We start from the raw sequence: 25,186 nt of genomic DNA on the forward strand, positions 1-25,186 counted from the left end.
TAAAAAAACAGACAAATCGTATGAAAAAGTTATTATATAGTTTGCTGATAGCTGCTTCCCTGTTTTGTATGGCTTCCTGCATGGAAATCGACAACTTCGATGCGCCTGACGCACATGTTACCGGACGCTTGACAGACAAGACTACGGGAGAGAATTTTATTACGGATCACGGGGATACGCATATCCGTATATGGGAAATGAGTTATAGTATAAATCCTGCTCCGCAGAGTATTCCCGTGAGATTCGACGGGACGTACAACAACGAAAAACTCTTTGCCGGAACTTACGATATGCTTCCTCACAACGGTCCTTATTGGCCTGCCGACACTATTCGTAATGTAGCAATCGGCAGAAAAACGGTAACGCAGCATTTCGAAGTGACACCTTATCTGCACATTACCGATTTCGAGGCTGTGCTCGAAGGTACTACGCTCACTTTGTCTTGCCGCCTTTCCGCCCCTTTCACGGAAATGACCATCAATGGAGAAATCGTACCTCTTCCTAACGTACTGGAAGTTCGTCCGTTTCTAAGTCTTACCCAGTATTGCGGCGCTGCCAATTACATCGGCGAGTATTGGACGAACGATTATCGTGTGAACTTGCGTAGAGCCTGGAGCAACATAGATACCGACGGTGACGGCAAGAGTGATGCAACCTATACGATTACCGTTCCCGTGAAGAAAGGCTACACTTACAATGTGCGTATGGGCGCCAACGTGAACTATACCGATCAGAAGTTTAATTACTCTGAGGTAAAGAGAATCGTGGTTCCGAATGATTAATATTAGCAAGTAGTTTATTCTTTCATTTTTTCATTCTGAGCAGGGAGAGGTGCCTGGTTATCTCTTCCTGCTTTTAAAGAGTTATTAGAATTCAATGGGTATAACGGCACGGAAGGTGAATTTGCGCCGGTAAAGGTGAAAATACCGGGCCACCCTGAAAATAAATCAAAGAGACAATTCAATGAAACTAAAAAACATATATAATTTTGCCATATTCGGCATTCTATTATTCGCTCTCGCCTGCAACAGCGGAGAGGAAACCATACCGGAGCCGGTGAAACCGCCCGAACCACCTCCGGCACCGGAAGATATTTTCAACAAACCCGATTTCGTACCCCACAAAGAGGGTGAGCCGTTCGATTCGTACCGCGGTTTGGTAATGGCGGGATACCAAGGTTGGTTTAACACCCCTGACGACGGTGCCGACCGGGGTTGGTACCATTATCGCGAGAGTAATATGTTCGCACCGGGCCCACGGAGAAATAGCATTGATATGTGGCCCGAAATGAGGGAATATGAAGTGAAATATACGACGGATAATTTTATTCTGCCGAACGGGCAGAAAGCCCAGGTTTACAGTAACTATGACAAATCGAGCGTGATGCTTCACTTCAAGTGGATGAAAGAGTATGGCATCGACGGCGCGTTTATGCAACGTTTCGTTGGTGAGGTCATAGACAATCCCAGCGGAAAAAACCATTTCGATGCGGTGTTGGGGTACGCCATGGAAGCCTCGAACACACATCAACGTGCTCTCTGCGTTATGTACGACCTGGGCGGGTTTGTACCTGACCGGCTTGCTAAAACGCTTGACGATGCCCAAACAATAATGAATACCTATCAACTGAAAGATCGTACAAAGCAGAAATTTTATCTTCATCAGAACGGAAAACCGCTTATCACCGTATGGGGAGTCGGTTTCAACGACGGACGCCCTTTCTCGCTTACCGACGTGGAATCACTCGTGAACGGCTTAAAAGAAATGGGGTACAGCATTATGCTGGGGGTGCCCACCTACTGGCGCGAAAGACGGAATGACGCGTTACCCGATCCCAAACTTCATGAGATCATCAGGTCTGCCGATGTGATCATGCCCTGGTTTGTAGGTCGCTACGGAATGAATAATTTTCCTGACTTCCACACATTGATCGAAAGCGATATTCAGTGGTGTAAAACAAACAATGTGGAATACGCGCCGCTTTGTTTCCCCGGCTCATCGGATCTTAATATGCATCCTCATAATATAGACAGGAATGAGCGGTACGGGGGGCAGTTTTTGTGGAACCAGATGTATCATAGCATTAAATCGGGAGCACAAATGTTGTATATGGCCATGTTTGACGAAATAGACGAGGGGACGGCACTTTATAAGACTTTGAATCAGAAGGATGTGCCGGGTAATGAGCCGGAAGAGCCCTATTACGTGACTTACCGGGGTGGTAATTATAGCATTGGTTCGCAGCCGATAACGAATCTGCCCGGGGCGAATGATTGGTGCAAGCGTGTTCCCGATGAGTTGAATATTACTTTCCTGGGGATCGAAGACAATTTGCCTACCGACCATTACCTCTGGCTTACTGGGCAAGGAAGGAAGATGTTGAGAGGAGAAATCCCCTTAAAACAGACATTACCCGTAAGGCAATAAATTGAGATTGATCAAATAAAAACAGAAATATCACGACAACATTGGTCGAAAAAATAATATAGAAATAGCTAAAAGAATAAGTAAGTATGAGAAGATTTTTATTATCTGCTGTTGCTGTTACCACAATGGTAAGTTGCCAGGCACAAAAAGAGAATACGGATACCGTTACCTTGGGCCCCAATCCGTTTATAACGCATATCTACACGGCCGACCCTTCTGCCCGGGTTTGGGAAGACGGACGTTTGTACGTGTACCCGTCGCAAGACATCAATCCGCCGAGAGGTTGCGATCTGATGGACAAGTATCACGTTTTTTCGACGGACGATATGGTGAATTGGACAGATCACGGGCAAATCGTAGAAGCAGCCGATGTACCGTGGGGTAAAAAACCCTCTCTCGCGGGCGGAGCTACCTTTATGTGGGCACCCGATTGTATCTATAAGGACGGAAAGTATTATTTTTATTTTCCTCACCCGAGTGATGACCCGTGGAACGATAATTGGAGGATTGGCATCGCAGTCAGCGATAAACCCGCGTCGGATTTCGTCGTGTTGGATCATTGGCTCGAAGGTTTGGGAGATGATGTTTTCGCAATGATCGACCCAAACATTTTTATTGATGACGATGGACAAGCTTATTTCTATTATGGCGGCGGGGGCAGATGTGCCGGAGCCAGACTACACGACAATATGACAGAGCTGGCAGAGCCTTTGACCTTTATGGAGGGATTGGTCGATTTCCATGAAGCGACCTGGGTTTTCAAAAGAAATGGCATTTATTATCTTACTTATTCCGATAATCATACCGAAAACGGGAGAGGAGCCAACCGCATGAAATATGCCACAAGCAATAAGCCGTTAGGACCCTGGGCCTATCAGGGTACGTTCTTAGGATCGACAAGTTGTGATACCAATCACGGGTCGGTAGTGGAGTATAAAGACCAGTGGTATGTTTTCTACCACAACAGCGACATTTCGGGGCGCGGCAATCTTCGTTCGATTTGTGTAGATAAATTGTTCTTTAATGAGGACGGAACTATTCAGATGGTGCAACAAACGAGATAACTTTTGTTGCTTCGCGTTTGGTTGATATAATATTATTTTGTTTATTTACAAGGCTTTTTTAAATTCGAAATATGAAACAAGCATGTAAACTATTCTTTTTTATTGCCATTGCATTGTCGCCCGGATGTTCTTCCACCGCACAATTTGCTACAAAATCGCAGGAATTGGTTGATTACGTCAATCCCTATATGGGTAATATCAGTCATCTGCTTGTACCTACGTACCCGACGGTTCACTTGCCTAACAGTATGTTGCGTATCTATCCCGAACGGGCAGACTATACCGGTGACTTGTTGAACGGTTTACCGATCGCGGTTACAAGTCATCGCGGAAGTTCGGCATTCAACCTGAGCGTTTTCCAGGGAAACGAACCGGAGTTAAGACCGGTTATTCCTTATAGCTACGACAGGGAGAAAATTACACCCTACGACTATTTTGTTTATCTCGATGAGGAGGAAACAAACGTCTATTATGCCGTTTCCCATCAATCGGGAATCTATGAACTGGAATTCGACCGCACAAATCCCCTGTTCTTGATCCTGAATTCCAGAAGAGGTGAGTTGAAATGGGACGGAAAAGCGTTTTCGGGCTATCAACAACTGCAAAACAACACAAAAATTTTCATCTGGCTGGAGCCTGACGTGCAACCCCAAAGTGTAAAGAACGAAACAGCATCAGGAACAAATGCGCATATTGTATTATCTTACCCGTCAAACACTTTACAGTTGAGATTGCGTTATGGAATTTCATTTATCGATGCCGGACAGGCAAAGAAAAACCTTTATAGGGAAATTCCGGACTTCGATGCAAAAGCCGTAGCGGAAAAAGGACGGAAGGTGTGGAACGAAACATTGGGAAAGATCAAAGTGGACGGCGGCTCGGAAAACGACAGGACGGTTTTCTACACTTCGCTGTATCGCACATACGAGCGCCCGGTTTGTATATCGGAAGACGGACGTTATTTCAGCGCTTTTGACGGAAATATCCGCAATGACAACGGAACGCCTTTTTATACCGATGATTGGATCTGGGATACTTACCGTGCCACTCACCCCCTTCGTGTATTGGTGGAGGCTGAAATGGAAAGCGATATCCTCAACTCTTTTTTACGTATGTCTGAGCAAATGTCGGAATTCTGGTGGCCTACTTTCCCCGAAATTACAGGCGACAGTCGTCGGATGAACTCCAATCACGGTATTGCTACCGTGATTGATGGATACATAAAAGGATTAAAGAACATTGATCTGGCGAAAAAATATCCGGCTATGCGTAACGCCATAATGGAAAAAACACTGGCTCCCTGGTCGGCAAAACCGTCAGGCGAATTGGATAGGTTCTATCATGAAAACGGGTATATTGCCGCGCTCAGAGAGGGCGAGAAGGAAACGATCCCCGAAGTACATGGTTTTGAAAAGCGCCAACCTGTGGCCGTAACGCTCGGAACGGCCTACGACCAATGGTGTCTGGCACAGATCGCCAAAGAGTTGGGAAAGATGGACGATTATGAATATTTCCTGGAAAAGTCGTATAATTATCGCAACCTTTTCAACGCGGAAACGGGCTTCTTCCATCCGAAAGATAAGCAGGGGAACTTCATCGAACCTTTCGATTACAAGTTTTCGGGCGGAATGGGCGCACGTGAATATTATGGCGAGAACAACGCCTGGACTTACCGTTGGGATGTACAACATAATGTGGCCGACCTGATCCACCTGATGGGCGGACGTGAAAAATTCATTCAGAACCTCGACCAAACGTTCCGTGAGCCACTTGGAAAAAGTAAATTTGAATTTTACGCCCAACTGCCTGACCAAACAGGGAACGTGGGACAATTTTCAATGGCGAACGAGCCTTCGCTGCACATCCCTTACCTTTACAACTACGCAGGAGAACCCTGGAAAACGCAAAAGCGTATTCGCAAACTGGTAATCGGATGGTTTAGGAATGACCTGATGGGCGTTCCGGGCGATGAGGATGGCGGCGGTATGTCGGCTTTCGTGGTATTTTCGCAAATGGGATTCTATCCGGTAACGCCGGGCAGTCCGACATACAACATCGGAAGTCCGTTCTTCAACGAAGTAACGATGCAGTTGGGCAATGGTGAAACATTGCGTATTGTTGCCAAAAACAACAGTGAAGACAACAAATACATTCAATCGGCACGACTGAATGGTAAAGAATGGACGAAGCCGTGGTTTAGTCACGAAGATATAAAAAACGGCGGAATATTGGAGCTTGTCATGGGCGATAAAGCCAACAGAGCGTGGGGCGCTGCCCCGCAGGATGCGCCACCCTCAGAGGGAGTCAAAAATAACTGAAACCCAAAAGAAGAGGGTAATATTACTAATCCGATAAAAAAGAGTACCTTTATTTCGTTCAATAAATTTAGTCGTTTTGAGTCGCCTTCGCTCCTCGATTTTCAATTCTCGCAACGGCATAATCCAGGCAAGCTTGTCTTCTGCTTGTATTGCTTAACGAAAACGTTGATATATAATTTGATGTCAAGCGATGCCTAAAAACAATTAATATTCCCGGGAAACAACAAATTATTAACCCTATAAATTACATAAAAATGCCTAGATTAGTAACACTGTACTCTCTTCAATGGGGAGATTTATCATTGGAAAACGTATGTGTCAAAGCGAAAGAATTTGGCTACGACGGACTTGAACTGGGATTACCCGATCATTTGGACGTCCGACAAACCGATCCCGAATATTACAAAGGGATCAAAGACCTTTTGGGAAAGAATGGATTACAACTACACACAATTTCTACCCATCTGGTAGGACAAGGGGTGTGTGATCGGATCGACGAGCGGCACAAAGGAATCTTGCCCACTTACATTTGGGGCGACGGCGATCCCGAAGGTGTTCGCCAACGGGCTGCCGAAGAGTTGATATTAACGGCAAAAGCTGCCAAAGCACTGGATGTGAAAACGGTGGTGGGATTTACAGGAAGCCCCATATGGCATTTGCTTTATTCGTTTCCGCCTGCTTCCGAATCTATGATTGAGGACGGCTATAAAGAGTTCGCCCGTCGTTTTATCCCCATTCTTGATGAATTTGAAAAATGGGGGGTTCGTTTTGCGCTTGAAGTGCACCCCACCGAGATTGCGTTCGATACATTTTCGGCACGCAGGGCATTGGAAGCGGTTGGCAATCACCCTGCCTTCGGTTTCAATTACGATCCGAGCCACTTGGGGTATCAGGGTGTGGATTATGTGGATTTTATTTATCAGTTCCCCGATCGTATTTTTCACGTTCATATGAAAGATGCTTATTGGAGTGATACACCCAAACAAGTAGGTGTGTTCGGCGGACACGTTCCTTTCGGTGATCCTCGTCGTTATTGGAATTTCAGAAGTGTGGGAAGAGGGAAAATCAATTTCGAAGAAATCATTCGCGCGCTCAACGCTATCGGTTATCAAGGACCTCTTTCGATAGAATGGGAAGATAGCGCAATGGATCGTGAACACGGTGCGCGTGAATCATGCGAATTTACCAAACGTATCGATTTTCAAACTTCAAAACATGCATTTGACGCTTTTTTCACAAAAGAATGATTTATCTATTGAGTATGAAGAACAGCAAATTAAAAATGGGAATGGTCGGAGGTGGCATCACCGGCTTTATCGAAGCTTTCGCAAATATATATCGCAATTTTACTCTTACTGTAATGGCTCATAAGACAGGCCGGAAAACCACCCCGGAGATGTTGGATTTCCCCAATGTTTACGATGGCGTAAGGGGAATGCAATTTATTGAAACTGTTGCGGAAGCGGGTTCCATATGATACCTTTGAACTATTTGCGTTAAGCCAGACGAGCAGAAGACAAGCTTGCTTGTAGCATGCCGTGGCGAGCAAATATCTAACTTTAGTGAAAATAAATAGTTTTAATCGTATGAAAAGGAGAAAATTTTTAACAAACTCAGCTGTGTTGGGCACTGCCATTCCTTTGGGTGTGGCAACTCCGGCTATTTTTACATCATGTTCGGATAACGCAAAAAAAGCTTCGGACAAAACCTACTCTGCAGAGGAATTAGGAATGTTTTCATTCGTGGATATTGCACCGGATGGAAAACCATTGAAGGCGGCCCTTGTAGGCTGTGGTGACAGAGGAACCGGGGCTGCCGGCCAATTTCTGGAATCAGGGCCAAATGTCTCAATCGTTGCTTTAGCCGATGTATTTCCCGACAGGATGGATAGCTGCCGCAAAGTTCTTTCGGAAAAGTTTGACAATAAAGTGGAGGACAACAATTGCTTTATAGGGTTCGATGCGTACCGGAAAATCATGGAAATGCCGGATATCGATGTGGTATTGTTGTGTACTCCCACCCATTTCAGACCCGAGCATTTCAAAGCAGCCATAGAGGCGGGAAAACACGTGTTTATGGAAAAACCTTGTGCCGTTGACCCGACGGGGATCCGTACGGTGATATCGACATCGAGAGTAGCCACATCGAAAGGATTGACCGTTGTGACCGGTAATCAAAGAAGGCATCGCCGCGATTACTGGGAAGCGTATGTCCAGATAAAAAACGGAATCATCGGTGAGATCGTATCTACCACTTCTCACTGGAATCAGGGAGCATGGTGGAACAGACGTCATCGTCCCGAATGGAGCGATATGGAATATTGCCTTCGTAACTGGTTTAACATAAAATGGTTGAGCGGTGATCATATTCTCGACCAGGGTATTCACAATATTGATATTGTAACCTGGTTCATGGGAGAGCAGCCGGTAAGAGCCGTCGGTTTCGGTGGATCCGCCCGTCGGTTGACAGGTGATATTTTCGACTTTTTCAGTGTGGACTATTACTATAATAACCATAAGCGTATGCTGCACACTGCACGTCAGATTGACGGTTGCGACGGCAACGTATCCGAGCAGATCTTAGGAACAAAAGGAATTGCGCAATTGAACGATCGCGGAGAAATAAAGCTCCTGGACTGGGACGGAAACCTGTTGTGGGAATATGACTATAATAGTAAACCCGTAAAAAATCCGTATGTTCAGGAGCATGTACACCTGGTGGAATCTATTCGATTAAACAAAAAAATCAACCAGGCGGAAGACCTGGCATATTCTACCCAGATTGCCATTATGGGACGGGAAGCCGCTTACACGGGACAAGCCATTACCTGGGACGAAATTATGGCATCGAATCTTCGATATGGCCCTGAAACTTATGCAATGGGACCGTTACCGGATTACCACGAAAGAGTAGTTCCTATTCCGGGAAAAGATCCGTCAAGCCCGATGTAATCTTATTTCTGTGAGATTGCAGGTCATATTATTTCTATAACACCAAACTTTTTCATATACAATCATATGCAAAATCAACAAAAAAAAGTAACGAGAAGAGAATTCCTGGGTCTATCCGCATTGGGATTAACAAGTCTGACGATACTGCCGAGTTGGACAATGAATGGGATTAGAATAGCTCCGAGCGACAGGGTAGTTTTGGGTTTTATCGGTTTGGGAAGACAAGGTATAGGGGACTTCCACGCCTTTACCCACTGCCCCGGAGTACAGGTGGCTGCTGGCTGTGATGTGGATTCCATCAAAAACGACCGCTTCAAAAGGGCTGTAACCTCCTGGCAAAAATCAAAAGGTATGCCCGAAAGATGTGATTCATACGATTTCTATGAGCAACTCCTTGAACGTAAAGACATCGATGCTATCGAGATAGCTACTCCCGACCATTGGCACGCGTTGAATGTGATTCACTCTTGTCAGGCAGGCAAAGATGTGTATTGTCAAAAACCATTGTCGTACAATATTTCCGAAAGTCTGGCTGTAGTAAAAGCAGTTCGTCACAATAACCGCATTTTGCAGGTAGGTAGCCAGCAACGTTCGGACAAAGAGTTTCAAACAGCTATTTCTATGGTGAGAAACGGAAGCCTGGGATATGTGAAAGAAGTGCACGTTAGAGTGGGTGAACCACCCGCGCCGTTCAACCTGCCGGAAGAACCCGTACCGTCTAACCTGAACTTTAACCAGTGGCTTGGCCCGTTAAACTTTCCTGTTGTACATTACAACCACAAAATGTGTCCGCCTATCGCTTATCCCGAACTGAAAGAGACAGGCGATTGGGCCGTATGGCGTTATTACAGGGAAACCGGAAATGGATTTATCGGCGATTGGGGCGCTCACCATTTCGATATTACACAGGCCGCGTTAGGTATGGACGGATTGACTCCTGTCGAGTATATACCTGCAGGATATAACGGAACAAAATATGCTACAATGAAATATGCCAACGGACAGGTGATAACCGAACAACCTTTCCGTGAAGACAAACCGGACGATAAAGGTATCAACTTCATCGGAGATAAAGCGTGGTTGAAAGTAGCAAGAGGGTATATTGAATGTTCCGATCCGAATCTTTTACAAAGATCGGAGCAAACTTTCGCTGCCGGAGAATACGAAATGAGTGCTTCGCATATGCAGAACTTTATCGATAGCGTGAGATCCAGAAAAGAACCTATTGCACCTGTTGAAGCAGGCGCTTCCACGAATATTCTTTTCTGCAATGTGAATATCGCACACGAACTCGGACGCCCTGTGAAATGGGATCCGGTAACCAAACGATATTTTGACGATAAAGAGGCAGAAGCGCATCGTTTGTATTACTACCAATATAGAAATCCTTATAAATTACCCTATCGGGATAAATAATTTTAATCGTATGAAGTTTTACAAAAAAACAGTAGTTACTCTTATAGGAGTAATATTTTGCACAACCCATATTATGGCAACCGATAACCTGAAAATAAACAAAAACGCGTTGCAAGGCAAAAAAGTGTTGTACATTTACGGCGGCTGGGAAGGCCACGAACCTGAAAAGTGCCGGGATATATTCGTACCCTGGTTAAAATCGGAAGGGGCGGAGGTTTTCGTATGCGATAAACTTACCTGCTACGATGATTCCCTATTGATGGCAAATGTAGATTTGATTGTACAGCATTATACAATGGGTGAACTTTCCGGATTACAGGAAAAGGCATTGTGTAACGCCGTTAAGCGGGGAGCAGGATTGGCAGGCTGGCACGGGGGAATGGGCGATTCGTTCCGAAACAATACCGAGTTTCAATATATGGTCGGCGGCCAATGGGTCTCTCATCCGGGAAATATTATTTCCTATACGGTGAATATTACCGACAAAAACGATCCTGTTACCGGAGGGTTAAAAGATTTTGATATGAAATCGGAGCAATACTATATGCACATCGACCCGAATATAAAAGTACTGGCAACGACGACTTTCTCGGGAGAGCATGACTTTTGGATTGAAGGCGCCGTGATGCCTGTGGTATGGAAAAAACAGTACGGAAAAGGGCGGGTCTTCTACTCTTCATTGGGACACGTTGCAAGTGATTTTGAGGTGCCCGAAGCACTTGAAATTATGAAACGCGGTATTAAGTGGGCGGCGGAAAGTCTGGAAAAAGGACCGGAAAAATGGCTTTCGCCGATTTATAAATAAAATCTTATAAAAGGGATATTTTTTACATTACTGTTTGTACAATCAGGCAGTAATGTTTTTTGTAGATCGAGGGGGATCAGGTTCGTTCTCGAAAGGCATTCATTTAACAGAAGAATTTGTATTATAATAAAAGGCAGCATATCAGGAAAGTTTGAATAAAGACGAAAATAAAGAACTTGCCCGGATCGCGTCAATGACGGCTCCAATCAGGTTCACGGTATGTTCGGAAGATAATAAGGCCAGTGTTATACAAAAGTGAGTATAACTGTTTCGGATAAAAAAGAATAACCCACTCAAATCGAATAGCTTTCCTTTCACCATTCATAGTAAGACATAAAATAACTAAATTTTGGAGGTTTCTTAATGTTTAATTAAGTTGTCTGTTAAGCATGGTGCGCGATATTTGTTCACTAAAAAAATAAAATATCTCGTATGAATAAAAAACTAAATCTATTCGGCATTCTGGTTCTTCTTTCTTTTGCAAGTTGTTTACAAGCTCAAAAAGAGATAAAAGAGGCTATTACAACCATTTATCCTACAAAAGACCGGGTTATATCCGACTTCGTAGTAACCGATCCGAAGTTTGGGGCGAAAGCCGAACCGGGTTTTGACAACAGGGCTGCTTTTCAGGCTGCAATTGATGCCGCACACAATAACGATGGCGGCGTAGTATATATACCTGCGGGAAATTATGAATTCCGCAGTACCCAAACTGGTACCATAAGTGTTAGAGTGCGCGAGGGAAGTGCAGAAGCGAACAAAAATTATCATTACGAATATGTTTTACAACTTCCTCAGGGTGTGCAACTCCGTGGCGATTGGGCAGACCCTGAATTACACGACGGAAAAGTTCTCGGAACAATTCTCGAAGTACATGTCGGTAAAGATTCTCCCAACCATAACGGAACCGTTGAAAGTTGGTGGAATGACCCGCAGGCTGATAACATGCTTCATACGACCTATACCAGCATAGCCGACAGATTTATAGATATGAGGGAAGGAACAGGTGTAACCAACCTCTCAATCTGGTATCCCGAACAAGATATGAAGGACATAAAACCGTACCCGTGGTCGCTATATCAGGCAGCAGGCAACAGTGCGACAGTTGAAAATGTAACGCTTGTAAACGCCTACAACGGGTTCTATTCCGCACCGAGCGAGTTGCATTATGTCTTGAACAGTTATGTAACAGCTCTCAATACGGGACTTGAAATACACGTATGTACCGACATCGGACGTATCGAAAACGTAAGAATCGACCCGAAATATTGGGCAAATTCAGGACTTCCCGGCTCCCCTTCGCTGGGGGAAGTTTCCGCATATACGAAAGCCAACGGCACAGGGTTTCAGATACATCGTTCCGACTGGGAATATGTATCTTATCTGTATATCTCCGGATATAAAACAGGTATGTGGATAGGCAGAGAACCCGGTTTTACCGATGCGCCGAACGCACAATTTTACAAAATTCATATCGAAAATTGTGGTGTTGGTTTATATGTTCAGGATGTCAATCCATACGGATTGCTTTTCTCCAGCTCTACATTCGGTGCCAATGAAGACGGTCTTGCCGTGTATTTCTACAACTATTTCAGCTCATCCGTGCAATTCAACGGTGTAGATTTCCATGGCCCTGTTGTCAGTGACGGAAGTGACGGCGTTATATCTTTTGAAAACTGTACGTTCGACAGACACAAAGACTACGCGCTTAAAATAAACAGTGGTAACGCATTGCTCACCCAGAGTGAATTCAGGCAGCCTGATGGTCATGTGTATCTGAACACGGACGTGAACTCTCTGAAGTCGATGAATTCCGGCTATAATCGTGCATTGAAAGTTGAAAATAATAGCAGACATGCTCAAATTGAAGTTCTTGTCGATGATACATACCTTTTTGATCCGATCCCGAAAGATATAAAAACAGATATTGCGGTACACCCAAAGCCAAAATCGAACAAGGTTTTGAGAATCGATTTACCGAGAGCCACCGGTTTTAATAACAACGAACCGACAACAGACGTATCAGCCGAATTGCAAGCTGCACTTAATACGGTAAAAGCTGCCGGCGGCGGTACGGTCTATATGCCGGGCGGAAGATATCTGGTGGATAACCCTGTCACCGTTCCTTCGGGAGTCGAACTGAGAGGAACCTGGGATGTGCAACACCATACCCAAAGTGGAGGTACGGCCCTATTTACAAATTACGCGGGCGGTGCCGCCGGAGAAAACGGGGTTTCGCTCATACAGCTTGAAGCAAATGCGGGTATCAGAGGATTTAAAATCGTACAGCTTAATATAGCAACCGGTGAGTTTAGTGCTGTCAATCCGAGAAAAACCCCGTTCCTGATACAAGGGCAGGGTAAAAATGTGTACATTGTTAATATAACGGTCTCTGCCGGCGACAAAGGAATAGACCTCGCGTCATATAATACCGGTGGCCACTATGTCGATTATTTTGCAGGTGTACTCGCGAGAGCAGGTATTTGGGTCGGCGGGGGCGCCGAGGGCGGATTTATCAGAAATATACAATTCAATCCGCATTACGGAACAAGACACCCGCACGAAGGGCAAGGATATCCAAGAGTAGCTTTAGGTAGATTCGTGCAGGCAAATTGCAGCGCGTTACAATTTGCCGATGTTAAAAACCAGACGATCTTCAACAATTTCGTTTACGGATCAGTATATGGCATCCATTTCCTGAAAGATGCGATAACGGGCAACGATCCGGGAGAAATGACGGTCATCGGTCACGGTTCAGACGGTTGTACGTATGCTTTATTCGTGGAAGATGCGGACGAAAACACCAAAATCGTTGCGATTAACTCCGAACTGGTGAATACACGAATCCAGGGGCAACCTGTCAGATCATACGTTCTTATGGGAGATGAAGTAAACACCGACAAAGTTCACCCTGACGCACAACTTATCCTGTACAATAGCGCGTTTTGGGGTAGTCCTACCGTAGGCGCTATCATCAATAACGGTACAGTGCGTTTCCAACAGGCAAATTTCCAACGTACAGGCACTCCCTGTATAGATGTCAGAGGCGGAAAAACGCATATATATTCTTCCTATCTCGCACAAAGAATGACAGGGGATATTACCGGAAATAATGTGTATGGACGACTACACGCCACAGGAACTTCAATAGAACTCACTAACAACTATTATGACTCGGGGTTGAGAAACAATAGTGAGAACCCGAATGGTATTTTCGGATCTGATGTTGTTCCGATGCAGAGAAGGAATAATAATTGATACAATTATGCAATTGAAAAGAGGGGTGTATCCACAGGGTATTCTACCCTCTTTTGGTCTGGGCCTCTATTTGAGAACTGATTTAAATATTCAACCCTCAAAGGCTTAATTTCTATTTTGAGACATATTCTTTTCTTTGTATCCCTATCTGAGGCTGCAATCAAATATCAATTTTCGCAAACGAATAAGTGACTTTCCAGACAACCCTTTTTATTTTTCAGAAAACAGAAAAACTACTTTTTGAACTGAATGGTTCTTCCCTCTGCGGCACTTTGTTTTGCCGCGTCTAATATTCTCACGACAATCAAATTATTTTCCAACGAGGAAAGGTCTGTGACTTCCACTTTGAAATTCCCTCTGATCACATTCGCAAAATAGTTGAACGGCTCTTTTGCTGCCGAAGGGAATTCGGTTACTTTTATTTCCTGTTTAGGTACGGAACGAGTTAAACGATACTCCAGATCGCGCTGATTGTGTGCCGTTACATACCCTTCTTTCCCGTAAATAGAGAGGTCTTTCCTGTCAACGGGCCAATTCCACGATCCTTGAATGATTGCTTGCGTATGCGGATAAGTCAGGATAATGGTTGCCTGGTCATCTACTTTGGGATAAACCTCTGGTTTGATCGTCTGTAGCACGGCCGTAACAGTTTCAGGTTCCTCGTTCTGCATGATCCAGGTCATTAAGTTAGCCCCATAGCAGCCAAAATCGATCACTGCCCCGCCTCCATTCAAAACAGGATCGGTGAGCCAGGCCAGGAATTCGGGAGAACAGCCGATCTCCACAGGCCCTTTGTGCCCGTCGTTGATAGCAACTTTGTTAATAGCTCCGATCTCCTGATTTACGACAGCCATTTCGAAAGCCTTGTAATGAGTCGGATACCACGTTGTTTCGTAGTTGGTCAAAAGATGGATATTGTTTTCCCGTGCTAATTTTGCCATTTTTCCGGCGTGCTCCGGACTAACGGCCAACGGTTTCTCCACCATTACATGAATCCCTCTCGGCGCACAGATCTCTACGGTGCTCAAATGGCCGTAAATCGAATTAAAAGCAACCACACCTTCCGGTTCAGTTTCTTCGATCATGGTAGCCAGATCATCGTAAACGATACTCATATCGAATCCATATCGATCCGAAAGCGCCTGCGCCCTTTCTTTATTGGATTCGGCAATACCTACAACCTGAATGTCGGTACGCTCCTTGTGTCTGTTCAAAAGACCGTGGATATGGTCGTGCGACAAACCGTCGACGCCGATTCTTACCGGTTTGTCTGATTGCGCGTAGCTGAATGGCAGGCAAAAAGAATAAGCAATACTCAATAGTATAATAAATATCTTCATAAATGCATTCTCTGTCATTTATCACACAATAGGGCTGCACAATCCCGGTTTTTACTTAAACCGGTAATAGAGAAAAATATACACATTCCTACCTGAGGTATTTCGCCAGGAATCCGAGCATAGTGCCGTAAAAGTCCATACGGTTCTCTTCGCGGTAGAAGCCATGGCCTTCGTTGTATTTCACCATATAGGGAATCTCCAGTCCTTTTGCCCGCAGAGCGGTCACGATCTGGTCGGATTCATTGATGTTCACCCTCGGGTCGTTGGCCCCCTGCACCACGTATACCGGCTTGGTGATCTTATCTATCTGGTATACCGGTGATGCTTCGCGGGCGATGGCCTTTTCTTCCGGGTTGTCCAGGTCATACCATATCTGCTTCACCATTTCGGTCATCGGTTTCCAGTATTCGGGAAACGACGAGAAGAAAGTTTCGATATTGGAAACACCCACATAATCTACCCCGCAGGTATACAGATCAGGCGTTTTCACGAGTCCCATCAGGGTTGCATAACCTCCATGGCTGCCGCCATAGATCGCGATTTTGTTTTCATCAGCCCAACCCTGGGCAATGGCATAACGTACGCCGTCTTCCACATCGTCCATCACTTTCCGGCCGATCTGTTTGAAGCCGGCACGCAGGAACTCCTTACCGTATCCGCCCGAAATACGGAAATTCACTTGGAGGGTAGCATAGCCACGGCTGGCAAACAGTTGCGTCTCCGGGTTAAATCCCCATGAGTCGCGGATCCCCTGCGGTCCTCCGTGGGGATTGACCACCATCGGCACGCTCTTACCCTGCAACGCCTCTTTGGGAAGGGTAATATACCCGTGAATGGTCAGTCCGTCGCGGCTTTTAAAGGTGATAGGGCGCATTTCAGCCATATCTTCTTCCTTTAACTGCGGCATCAGGTCGTATAACAGGGTAAACTGTTTTGTTTTTACGTCGTACTCATAGTACTTTCCGTACAGCTTATCGCTTTGCAGGATAATGAGGAAGGTATTCTCGTCGTCATCATAATCGGCAATCCCGTAGATCTTGCCGGGGAAATGCTGCTTCACACCCGCGTCGATCTCTTTGTACAGGCCGCTCACCGGAATGATCTCCGATCTTTCGCCTTCATAGCTGAAATAATCGATCTCATAGTTCCGTTTGCGCGACAAGCCCATATCGGCCACATCATATTGAGGATTTGAAAACACTTCTTTGATTTCGCGGTTGTTTTTGAGGTCATAGAGGACGATACGGATTTTATCGCCGTCCAGGTTAGTGACCACATAGGCATCATCCGGATCGGGCGTATTGTAATTAAAGGCAATGATCGCGAAGCTGTCGTCCCAGTTCGTTTTTTTCTTTAATTCAAAAGCCCCTGTTTCTGCGTTTTTATAATAGAACTCCATCTCGATGCCGTTCGCCATTTTGGTATAGGCGCGCAGGTTTCCGTCTTTGTCAAAATCATATCCCTGGATAGGATTGGCGGGATCGCTGTTCTCGTACAACTTCTCCAGTTCGCCGGTGACCACGTTCAGCTTATAAGGCTCGAACACCTGCGGGTTATCCTTATTCATAGAGATAATGATATAATCCTTCTGTTCTTTCAGAAGAGAAATAATTCCGGCTTTCACCCCTTCGAAAGGAGTAAGATCAAGCGCATTTCCGCCGTCAATGTCGGCCGCATAAATATGGTAATTCTCGTTACCGCCATTGTCCATGGCGTAAAACAGGCGCTCATCGTTGATCCAGCCGTAACCTTTGATGGGCTCCTCTTTTTCCTCAATGGCGCGGATCACTTTTCCCGAAGCAAGCTCTTTGATATAGACATGGTTTTTCAGTCCATCCTTTTCCTTATACGATAAATACTTGCCGTTCGGTGATAGCTGGAAAGCGGATGCACTGGGCCGTGCGAAATAGTCGGCCACACTGTATTTGTAAGCCCCTTTGTCGAGGGTGATCAGCTCCTGCAGTTCCTCTTCGGTTGTCACCAGGCCGGCATTCCCGGGCAGCTTGCTTTCAAAACGCTTTAACGTAAGGGGAAGGGTCATCCCTGCCTGTTCGTAATTCCCGGTGATACTGTCGTCCTGCAGCTCACCCTTGTAGACAATCTGCGCCGCCGTCACGCCTAACTTAAACTCGTTCCCCGACAGCTCAACCATGTCCACAGGGATGCCGGCAGCTCCCTGCATGGGTACGTCCATCGTACCGGATAAATTCCCGTCTTCTCCGGCAAAATGGAAGATCAACTCCAGATTTATTCCCTGCACCGAAAGGGTGCCTTTCCAATCACCTGCAATAGTTTGCGCTTTCAGACTCATAGTTATTACAATCACAGCGATCAATACGCCTGCTTTTTTTATGTTCATAGGATTAATTTTAATGTAAGTAAAACAAACAGAATATAAAAATGTTGAAAACAATATCGTATTCCGATACGAATGTAAAATGATCTATTTGTATCGGCAAATAATTTTGCTCTTTTTTAAAATATTTTTTATTCCGCATCAAAAGGTAAGGCTTCCATCCTTATGAGTTATCGGATGAATTCCCTTCTTCCGTAAGGTTATCGGTCCTGATTAGTTCCTCATAATCTGTTTATTGATCCAAATTTAAAACGATGAACAAAGGGAATTTTTTATTGTTATAAGTTTCTATCTATGAAATAATAGCGATAACGAAAAATATGAACGCCAATATTCTGGGATTACATCACATCACCGCCATCTCCGACAATGCAAAGAGAAATCTCGATTTTTATACGAACGCACTGGGATTAAGACTGGTAAAGAAAACCGTTAATTTTGACGATCCGGGTACCTACCATTTCTATTTCGGAAATAAGCAAGGGACACCCGGCACGGTCATCACCTTCTTCCCGTGGGAAGGAATAGGCCCCGGAAAAAACGGGGCGGGTATGGCTACGCATATAGGATATGCCATACCGGACGGAAGTTCCGGTTTCTGGAAAGAACGTCTTGCGCAGCATCATATCACAACGGAAGAAACTGAAATTTTCGGCGAGAAAATGCTTTCTTTCAACGATCCCGACGGATTGCAACTGCACCTCGTCGTTCCCGCACATCCCGACGGCAGGAAGCCGTGGTCTACGCAGGAAACTCCACAAGATGTCGCGATCAGAGGATTTCACAATGTGACCCTCACGTTGAGGAACAGAAAACCTACTGCCGGGATCCTGACCGATATTTTCGGGTATTCGCTCAGCGAACAGGCCGGCAACAGGTATCGTTTTGTTACAGATGCTATTGATACGGCGAACATGGTGGATATTATAGAAGATCCCACGGCCCCGGTAGGCCGGAATGCGGCCGGAACAAACCATCATATTGCTTTCCGGGTGAAAAACGACGATATCCTGATGGAATTCCGGGAAAAAGTATTAAAAGCGGGACTGGACATCACTCCGAAAATTAACAGGGATTACTTTTTCTCCCTATACTTCAGGGAGCCGGGAGGCGTATTGTTTGAACTGGCGACCGATAACCCCGGTTTCACGGTGGATGAAACGTTGGAAAACCTGGGTACGGCGCTGAAACTACCTAAACGATACGAGAGTATGCGGAACAAAATCGAAAGTGTCCTGCCGGAACTGTAAAGAAAATGACTCATCAATTACATATCGTCTATTCGGGCAAGCCTTTGGAACAGGCGCAAAAAGCGTTGATCATGCTGCACGGCCGAGGTGCCGACGCGGAAAGCATCCTGTCTTTATCCCGGCTTCTTAACGTAGCAGACTATGCCCTGCTGGCACCGCAGGCGACAAACCAGACATGGTATCCCCGGTCCTTTTTGGCACCGGTAACCGAAAACGAGCCGTGGTTATCATCTGCTCTGAACATTGTGGATCAAACATTGGAAACGGTACTGAAATCGGGGATAAAAATCGAAAATGTGTATATTCTCGGATTCTCTCAAGGCGCCTGCCTTACATTGGAGTTTGTCGCCCGTAATGCCCGAAAGTACGGTGGAATAGTTGCGTTTACCGGCGGGCTTATCGGAGACCGCATAGAAAGGGAAAACTACAAAGGAGATTTCGATCAAACACCGGTCTTCATAGGAACAAGCAATCCCGATTTCCATGTGCCGGTGGAACGTGTATACGCTTCCGCCGATATCCTGCAGGAAATGAATGCCTCCGTGACGGAAAAGGTGTATACAAACCGAGGGCATACCATTTCCGAAGACGAAATTGAACAGGTAAACCGGATTATTTTGACGTGATGATTTACTGATTGAATGATTTATCGATTTAATTGGCACATTATGAGAATAACCCGCATCTATACTGATATAAACGGCGACTCCCGGTTTGAGGATATCAAAATACCTTGGTTCGACCGTGGTCAAATCGGCTGCCTGTCTGAAAATATCGAAGTAAAATCGCTGCAATTCAGAAAGGTTTCACCGGATTATGATTACGATTTTCATCATGCCCCGCAACGCCAGTATATCGTTTTGTTAGATGGCGGCGTGGAAATCGAAACGTCACTGGGAGAGGTACGTCAATTTCAAACCGGTGAAATCCTGTTGGTGGAAGACACTACCGGTAAAGGACATCACACTAAGAATTTAGAGAAAAAGGAACGTACATCAATTTTTATCCACTTAGCCTGAAAAGTTGCTCAAGAGCATCACACTCATTAGAATATTTTAAGTCCTCCTTATAAAAACCACAAACGACAACACCTCTGCAATGATCCACTTTTTCCCGTTTTTTACTCCTACAATGAAACAAAAACAAGGGAATATATCTACGCTCCATCCTGCTTGATTTCACGGCAGATAAAACCGTCAGGGTGTTGCTCTGCATAAAAGTTGTCCAATGTGCGTTGAAACGGAAAGAAACGAAATAATGCCGACAGGACTAGGCATAGACTCAGTAAATAATTGTTGTTGTTTTCATGTTTTACCCAATATATATTTCACTATATTATTCTGAAACAAACAAAACCTCATCGGGGATTTGTTCTTCGCGAATCGAACGGCTCGACCAACCGACTTCAAGAACTTCGCCCATATAATCTTCAAAATAGATGACTTCCAGTTCGTGTAATCCTGCTTCCAATGCCACTTTTCCGTCAACACGCCGCGCATTGTGGGAACCATCGTTATCGACCACGACCTGATTGTCGATAGACAGGCGGGAACCGTCATCGGAATAGGTGTAAAATCGATAAACTCCTCTTTCGGGAATATCAATCAATCCTTTGAAAACCAGAGCGAACGAATCGACAGTAACTGCCGGATCCAATGAGAAGTTCTCAATCGTGCCTTCTTTTATTTTTTTTGCATTCGTTTCTATCTCCGCTATTTTTTTAAGACGACCGCCTTCATAGTAAGTATATGATATTCCTTGTGCCTCTTTTCCGATACTTGTCTGTGCCGGAAGAAAAGCCATAGACTCTTCATCAACCGACGATAACCCCGAGGGAAAATAATAGGCAAACGCCGTTCCCTTCCGGGTTCTTATCCACGTATCGAACCGGAATTTATTTTCATACAGATTAATGATACGGCTGCCACGCTCCAATATCCCATAAGCATCTATACCGGTAGTACGTCCAAAACCCAATGCGATATCGTAGTCTATTCCGATATAATCATTGTCGTGGTCGTGTCCGACAAAAACCCCCATCATGTCTTTCTTTTCGATAAAAGAACAGAACAGTCCCGAATTGATTTCGGGCGATGCCACACCTTCTTTTTGTATGCCTACTGTGGTTTCCTTACCCACAATATTATTAAACTCAAGGATAGGAATATGGAAAAATGCCAAAGACGGTAAAGGTTGATTATTATTGTTCGCGGTGTATGCAGCGCTTGTTTTGCGATACCAATCTATCTGATCGGCATGTATCCAATCATAGTGACCGTATTTATGTGCTGCCGGTTTATTATTGGAGTCCAGACAATATAAAACAGATGCAATTTTTGTCCCGTCGGAACTCATAATCGGCAGTGTGTAATTTCCGCAGCCGGTCATTTTTTCCCCTTTTTCTCCGACAAAATAAGGCAGGTTTTCTATTATGTCGAACACTTCTTCACGGGTCACACCGGTTTCGTCATCATGATTCCCCAACACGACCGCCCAAGGCATCTTCGCTTCTTCAAATATTCTGGCTACAGACAACCATCCTTCTCTGGCGGGCGGCGCGGTTATGATATCCCCGGTAAGCATTGCCAGATCAGGATTTTCGATGGATAACACATATTTTATAACTTCTACGGTTTCAGCACAGCCGGGGGATTTATTATCCCAATGCAGATCGGTAAATTGGGCAATTTTAAATTGTCCGTTCTTGTCGAAACCGAACCGGATATTATCCTGCCCAAAAGTATGTACCATTCCTGAACAAACCAATAGGATTAAAAGTATGGCTATATATTTTTTCATTTTCGTTGTCTTATTTATAAACCTAATATTTTTTTCATTTTGTGAAATATCTCCGTATTCCTATATACTCCGTGGAACTCCTGAGAACCGGGACCGTAAGCAAATACCGGAAGCATGATGGGGGTATGGTCATCAGTAACGTAATAGCCGGTAATTGATCCCGTTTCGCGATCTCCATCGATTAACGTTAATCCTCCGGTTTCGTGATCGGCAGTTGCTACAACCAGTGTTTCGCCGTTGTTATCGGCAAATTTAAGGGCCTCTGCAATAGCCATATCGAAACTGAGTGTTTCAACTACCGAACCCGGTAAAGAATTAGCATGTCCGGCATAATCTATCTTAGCACCTTCCACCATCAGGAAGAAACCTTTCTCGCTTGCTTTTTGCAGTTTTTCAATACCCATCCGTGTAGCTTCAGCCAATATATCCAGCGTTCCCTGTGTGGCAGCCAAATCCATACGACCGTCGGCACAAATCACTTTTTTATCGTCGAGATTTATCTCTTCAAAATCGTTCGTTACGCGATATTGTTTCTTCAATTCACTTAAAATATCCTTCTTATCTTTTCGATCGGTAAAAACATCCATACCTCCGCCTGCCAGCAACGTGAGCTTTCCATCGAGCAGATAATCGGTCAGTAGATCGGTATCGTCACGCTCCGTAGCATGCCCGTAAAATGCGGCAGGCGTAGCGTCCGCCAGGTTACCCAGTGTAATTACACCGCAAGCCAACCCTTTGTCGTATGCATAGTCGGTCAATGATAGGTTCACTTTCCCGTCTGTCATGCTGATGTGGCGGTTGGTCGTAGCTTCTCCGGTTGCCAGGGCGCTGCCTCCGGCAGCCGAGTCTGTAGTATAATCACCTTTGGGATTGCTTGTTTGCAGTCCGATGTTTTTGAAATTCAAAAGTGTCAAACCCTTATTTACGGTTTCCGCCGCGTTGATTTGCGCCAATCCCATTCCGTCCCCGATAAGGAAGATGATATTTTTTACTTTCTTTCCGGTACCATCATTCGAATAGGAGGGATGATATATGTCTATACCCTGGGTGAGTTGGATCTTTTCACGGTCGAAACCTTTGAAACCCGACGTTGTCTTATCCAGACGGTCAGTCGCAACCATTCCGTGCACATTGTGTATGCCGGTTTCTATCCGGTAGTTCTTATCTTCAAAATTCCTGAAGAAATCGGTGCATTTTTCCACCCTATCTGTATTGATGATATCCACACCCAGTGTATGCAGCGTATTCCATGCGGTAATTCCGTCGGGGGATCCCCAAAAACGGATGGGTTTTCTCATGGCGTGTGCCTTATCGATGGCGTCCTGTACTTTTTTTCTTTGAGAAGGGATCAGTGTGCCTTTGCCGTTCCAACGCGCATATTCAAAAAACGGAGAGCTTATCAGCGCTATCCTTTCCAGTTGAGCGTCTGTATAGTCGGTATTAATTTGTCCGTCGAAAAAGATAAATTCAGGGTATTTCGCAAAATCTTCCGCTTTCGGAACATTACCTGTAATTACCACTCTCACGGCGTTCGGATTGAGGATGGGATCAAACACTTCCGGATATTGCCCAAACATTTCCACGACTTTGGTCAGGGTAGGTTCCGTCCGAGATTTTAAATCGATCATCAACTGCAAATCATTATCCGAATTTTTCCACGCCTTACCTCCATTTTCTTTGAATAATTTTACGATGGGCAATACATATATGCTTTTCAGATCTGCATCGGGTGTCAATTCTTCAATATCGTGCCCCACGAGTAAATCACCCTCTTCCGTTACGAAAATATCTACTTCAATGGAATATACCTGCTGCGAATAAGCCTGATAAAAAGGCACTCGCTGGCGATAGTCGTTGTGGGAATGTATCAAAATGCGCTGTTGCGCCGTTGCTGCAAAAGCAAAAGGGAACAGGAAACAGGCAAATATTGTAATTAATAATCCGTTATTTATTATTTTCATCATTATATTTCAATTAGTTTACAGCTATATGTGCCACAATGGGTATAGGGTCTGAATGACTCGGCTGTCGGCAAAATGTGTGGGAGTATCGGTATTGGTAACGTGATTTAGATCAGAATTACAAACCATATATAAAACGACGATAAAAAGAATAATATATTTTTCATTTATTAAAATCAAGTTTGCGTAAGAAAATTTCTTACGCAAACTTGGTTCAATGTTACATTTTGAATTGTTCTTTATCTTTGACGTTCCAGTTTTTTTATTTGTAATTCATCCAAAGCTTCGCTCCAGAAGGTTACTTCCGCAATGTCAATATCGGCGTCATCTCCGTCATTGTCTCCAAAAAGTATTACTTTTTCCAACAAAGCGAAACGGTCGTCTACAACTATTGCATTTAGATCTGGTGTCTGATGAATTAATTCTCCATCCAAATAGTATCTAAACCATACGCCTAATTTTGCAGAAATTACCAGGCGCGACCACTTGTCAGGCTCAACCACACTTCCCGAATATCCAGTTGCGCCTACTCCGATTGACCCGCCTGGATTGATGAATACTTCAGCATCACTATTATTAGCCAGATCGGTCTGGTAGAAGGAATACCATTTACCTAATTCCGGCGCTTTGAAATCGATCAGCATAGTATATTCATTTACTTTTGTTCCTCCACCATTCGGTGTAATTCCGTGGAAGGCTTCAAAATGACTACCTTTTGCAATACGAACAGCCTTGTTATCACTTTTTGGACCATCGATCGAAGTAAATCCTTCTCCAATTAAAATCAGATCCTGCCCAATCGCCGCTTTTCCGATATTTGAAGGGGCATCAAAAAGCCAAGACGATTTTTCCGGAGGAATTACAACAGGATCGGTAACCGTTATGGGAATTGTTTTTTGCAATGTTCCTTTTTTTACAATAATGTTGGTACTTCCTTCCGCAACGGCCTCGACAATCCCAAAACGGGTTACTGTTGCAATATCCGAATTTTCCGAAATCCACTCGAGCTCTTGATCAGTGGCATCTATTGGAATGGGGATTGCAGCGATTTGGGTGCGAAGTCCTAAGTTAAGCGATATTGAACCGGGATCTACCCATATATCTTTCATTTCAACTGTCTTATCATCACACGACATTAAACAGCAGCCAAAGCCAAGAATCCAGGCCCCTTTAACTAAATCAGATATTTTCATAATTTTCATATAAACAAATTTCCATTTTTTCATTAAAATATATATTAA

The 25,186-nt window shown here is 44.7% G+C and carries 17 protein-coding genes and 1 pseudogene; 13 read left to right on the top strand and 5 right to left on the bottom strand.

Features of this window, described 5'->3' with window-relative positions:
- The first annotated feature begins 20 nt into the window (after positions 1 to 20).
- The 10 genes and pseudogenes from Q0502_RS01160 to Q0502_RS01205 all read left to right on the top strand — a co-directional run bounded on the left by Q0502_RS01160 (position 21) and on the right by Q0502_RS01205 (position 14,239).
- Positions 21 to 782, top strand: a complete 762-nt coding sequence (locus Q0502_RS01160) for a DUF3823 domain-containing protein (protein WP_298646182.1) — start codon at positions 21 to 23, stop codon at positions 780 to 782.
- Positions 783 to 963: 181 nt separating this feature from the next.
- Positions 964 to 2,427, top strand: coding sequence for a glycoside hydrolase family 71/99-like protein (locus Q0502_RS01165; protein WP_298646185.1), 1,464 nt, complete (start codon positions 964 to 966; stop codon positions 2,425 to 2,427).
- Positions 2,428 to 2,513: 86 nt separating this feature from the next.
- Positions 2,514 to 3,491, top strand: coding sequence for a family 43 glycosylhydrolase (locus Q0502_RS01170; protein WP_298646187.1), 978 nt, complete (start codon positions 2,514 to 2,516; stop codon positions 3,489 to 3,491).
- A gap of 71 nt (positions 3,492 to 3,562) precedes the next feature.
- Positions 3,563 to 5,809: a GH92 family glycosyl hydrolase gene (locus tag Q0502_RS01175; protein WP_298646188.1), complete on the top strand. Its 2,247-nt coding sequence runs from the start codon at positions 3,563 to 3,565 to the stop codon at positions 5,807 to 5,809.
- 254 nt (positions 5,810 to 6,063) lie between these two features.
- Positions 6,064 to 7,056 (top strand): sugar phosphate isomerase/epimerase family protein, encoded by a 993-nt coding sequence (locus Q0502_RS01180; protein ID WP_298646189.1) that lies wholly within the window; start codon positions 6,064 to 6,066, stop codon positions 7,054 to 7,056.
- Positions 7,057 to 7,118: 62 nt separating this feature from the next.
- Positions 7,119 to 7,286: pseudogene (locus tag Q0502_RS01185) on the top strand (gfo/Idh/MocA family oxidoreductase); the annotation flags it as partial.
- Between the two features lie 109 nt (positions 7,287 to 7,395).
- The gene (locus Q0502_RS01190; protein ID WP_298646191.1) at positions 7,396 to 8,760 is read left to right on the top strand and encodes a Gfo/Idh/MocA family oxidoreductase; all 1,365 of its coding nucleotides are present in this window, start codon (positions 7,396 to 7,398) and stop codon (positions 8,758 to 8,760) included.
- A gap of 66 nt (positions 8,761 to 8,826) precedes the next feature.
- The gene (locus tag Q0502_RS01195; protein WP_298646193.1) at positions 8,827 to 10,176 is read left to right on the top strand and encodes a Gfo/Idh/MocA family oxidoreductase; all 1,350 of its coding nucleotides are present in this window, start codon (positions 8,827 to 8,829) and stop codon (positions 10,174 to 10,176) included.
- 10 nt (positions 10,177 to 10,186) lie between these two features.
- A complete protein-coding gene (locus Q0502_RS01200) occupies positions 10,187 to 10,981 on the top strand; it encodes a ThuA domain-containing protein (RefSeq protein WP_298646194.1) in 795 nt (264 codons plus the stop codon).
- Positions 10,982 to 11,413: 432 nt separating this feature from the next.
- The gene (locus Q0502_RS01205) at positions 11,414 to 14,239 is read left to right on the top strand and encodes a glycosyl hydrolase family 28-related protein (protein WP_298646196.1); all 2,826 of its coding nucleotides are present in this window, start codon (positions 11,414 to 11,416) and stop codon (positions 14,237 to 14,239) included.
- Between the two features lie 233 nt (positions 14,240 to 14,472).
- Here the strand turns inward: Q0502_RS01205 and Q0502_RS01210 are convergent, their stop codons facing one another.
- Together Q0502_RS01210 and Q0502_RS01215 are read right to left on the bottom strand one after the other, a co-directional pair.
- Entirely contained in the window at positions 14,473 to 15,579 is a 1,107-nt protein-coding gene (locus tag Q0502_RS01210; protein ID WP_298646198.1) for a Gfo/Idh/MocA family oxidoreductase, read from the bottom strand.
- An 88-nt stretch (positions 15,580 to 15,667) separates the two neighbouring features.
- Positions 15,668 to 17,938, bottom strand: coding sequence for a S9 family peptidase (locus Q0502_RS01215; protein WP_298646200.1), 2,271 nt, complete (start codon positions 17,936 to 17,938; stop codon positions 15,668 to 15,670).
- Positions 17,939 to 18,255: 317 nt separating this feature from the next.
- Here Q0502_RS01215 and Q0502_RS01220 point away from each other — a divergent pair, with 317 nt between their 5' ends.
- Genes Q0502_RS01220 through Q0502_RS01230 form a run of 3 tightly spaced genes read left to right on the top strand, consistent with a single transcriptional unit; the run spans position 18,256 to position 20,204 of the window.
- Positions 18,256 to 19,185, top strand: coding sequence for a ring-cleaving dioxygenase (locus Q0502_RS01220; RefSeq protein ID WP_298646202.1), 930 nt, complete (start codon positions 18,256 to 18,258; stop codon positions 19,183 to 19,185).
- A gap of 5 nt (positions 19,186 to 19,190) precedes the next feature.
- The gene (locus Q0502_RS01225) at positions 19,191 to 19,811 is read left to right on the top strand and encodes a dienelactone hydrolase family protein (protein ID WP_298646204.1); all 621 of its coding nucleotides are present in this window, start codon (positions 19,191 to 19,193) and stop codon (positions 19,809 to 19,811) included.
- A gap of 42 nt (positions 19,812 to 19,853) precedes the next feature.
- Positions 19,854 to 20,204: a hypothetical protein gene (locus Q0502_RS01230; protein WP_298646207.1), complete on the top strand. Its 351-nt coding sequence runs from the start codon at positions 19,854 to 19,856 to the stop codon at positions 20,202 to 20,204.
- Positions 20,205 to 20,520: 316 nt separating this feature from the next.
- On the opposite strand, the gene Q0502_RS01235 is transcribed toward Q0502_RS01230, so the two are convergent.
- The 3 genes from Q0502_RS01235 to Q0502_RS01245 form a co-directional block, all read right to left on the bottom strand.
- Entirely contained in the window at positions 20,521 to 21,984 is a 1,464-nt protein-coding gene (locus tag Q0502_RS01235) for a PA14 domain-containing protein (protein WP_298646209.1), read from the bottom strand.
- Between the two features lie 14 nt (positions 21,985 to 21,998).
- Positions 21,999 to 23,948 (bottom strand): alkaline phosphatase, encoded by a 1,950-nt coding sequence (locus Q0502_RS01240; protein WP_298646211.1) that lies wholly within the window; start codon positions 23,946 to 23,948, stop codon positions 21,999 to 22,001.
- A 236-nt stretch (positions 23,949 to 24,184) separates the two neighbouring features.
- The gene (locus tag Q0502_RS01245) at positions 24,185 to 25,171 is read right to left on the bottom strand and encodes an Ig-like domain-containing protein (RefSeq protein WP_298646214.1); all 987 of its coding nucleotides are present in this window, start codon (positions 25,169 to 25,171) and stop codon (positions 24,185 to 24,187) included.
- Between the last annotated feature and the right edge of the window lie 15 nt (positions 25,172 to 25,186).

It is taken from the genome of uncultured Proteiniphilum sp., assembly GCF_937873925.1.
Classification (GTDB): Bacteria; Bacteroidota; Bacteroidia; order Bacteroidales; family Dysgonomonadaceae; genus Proteiniphilum.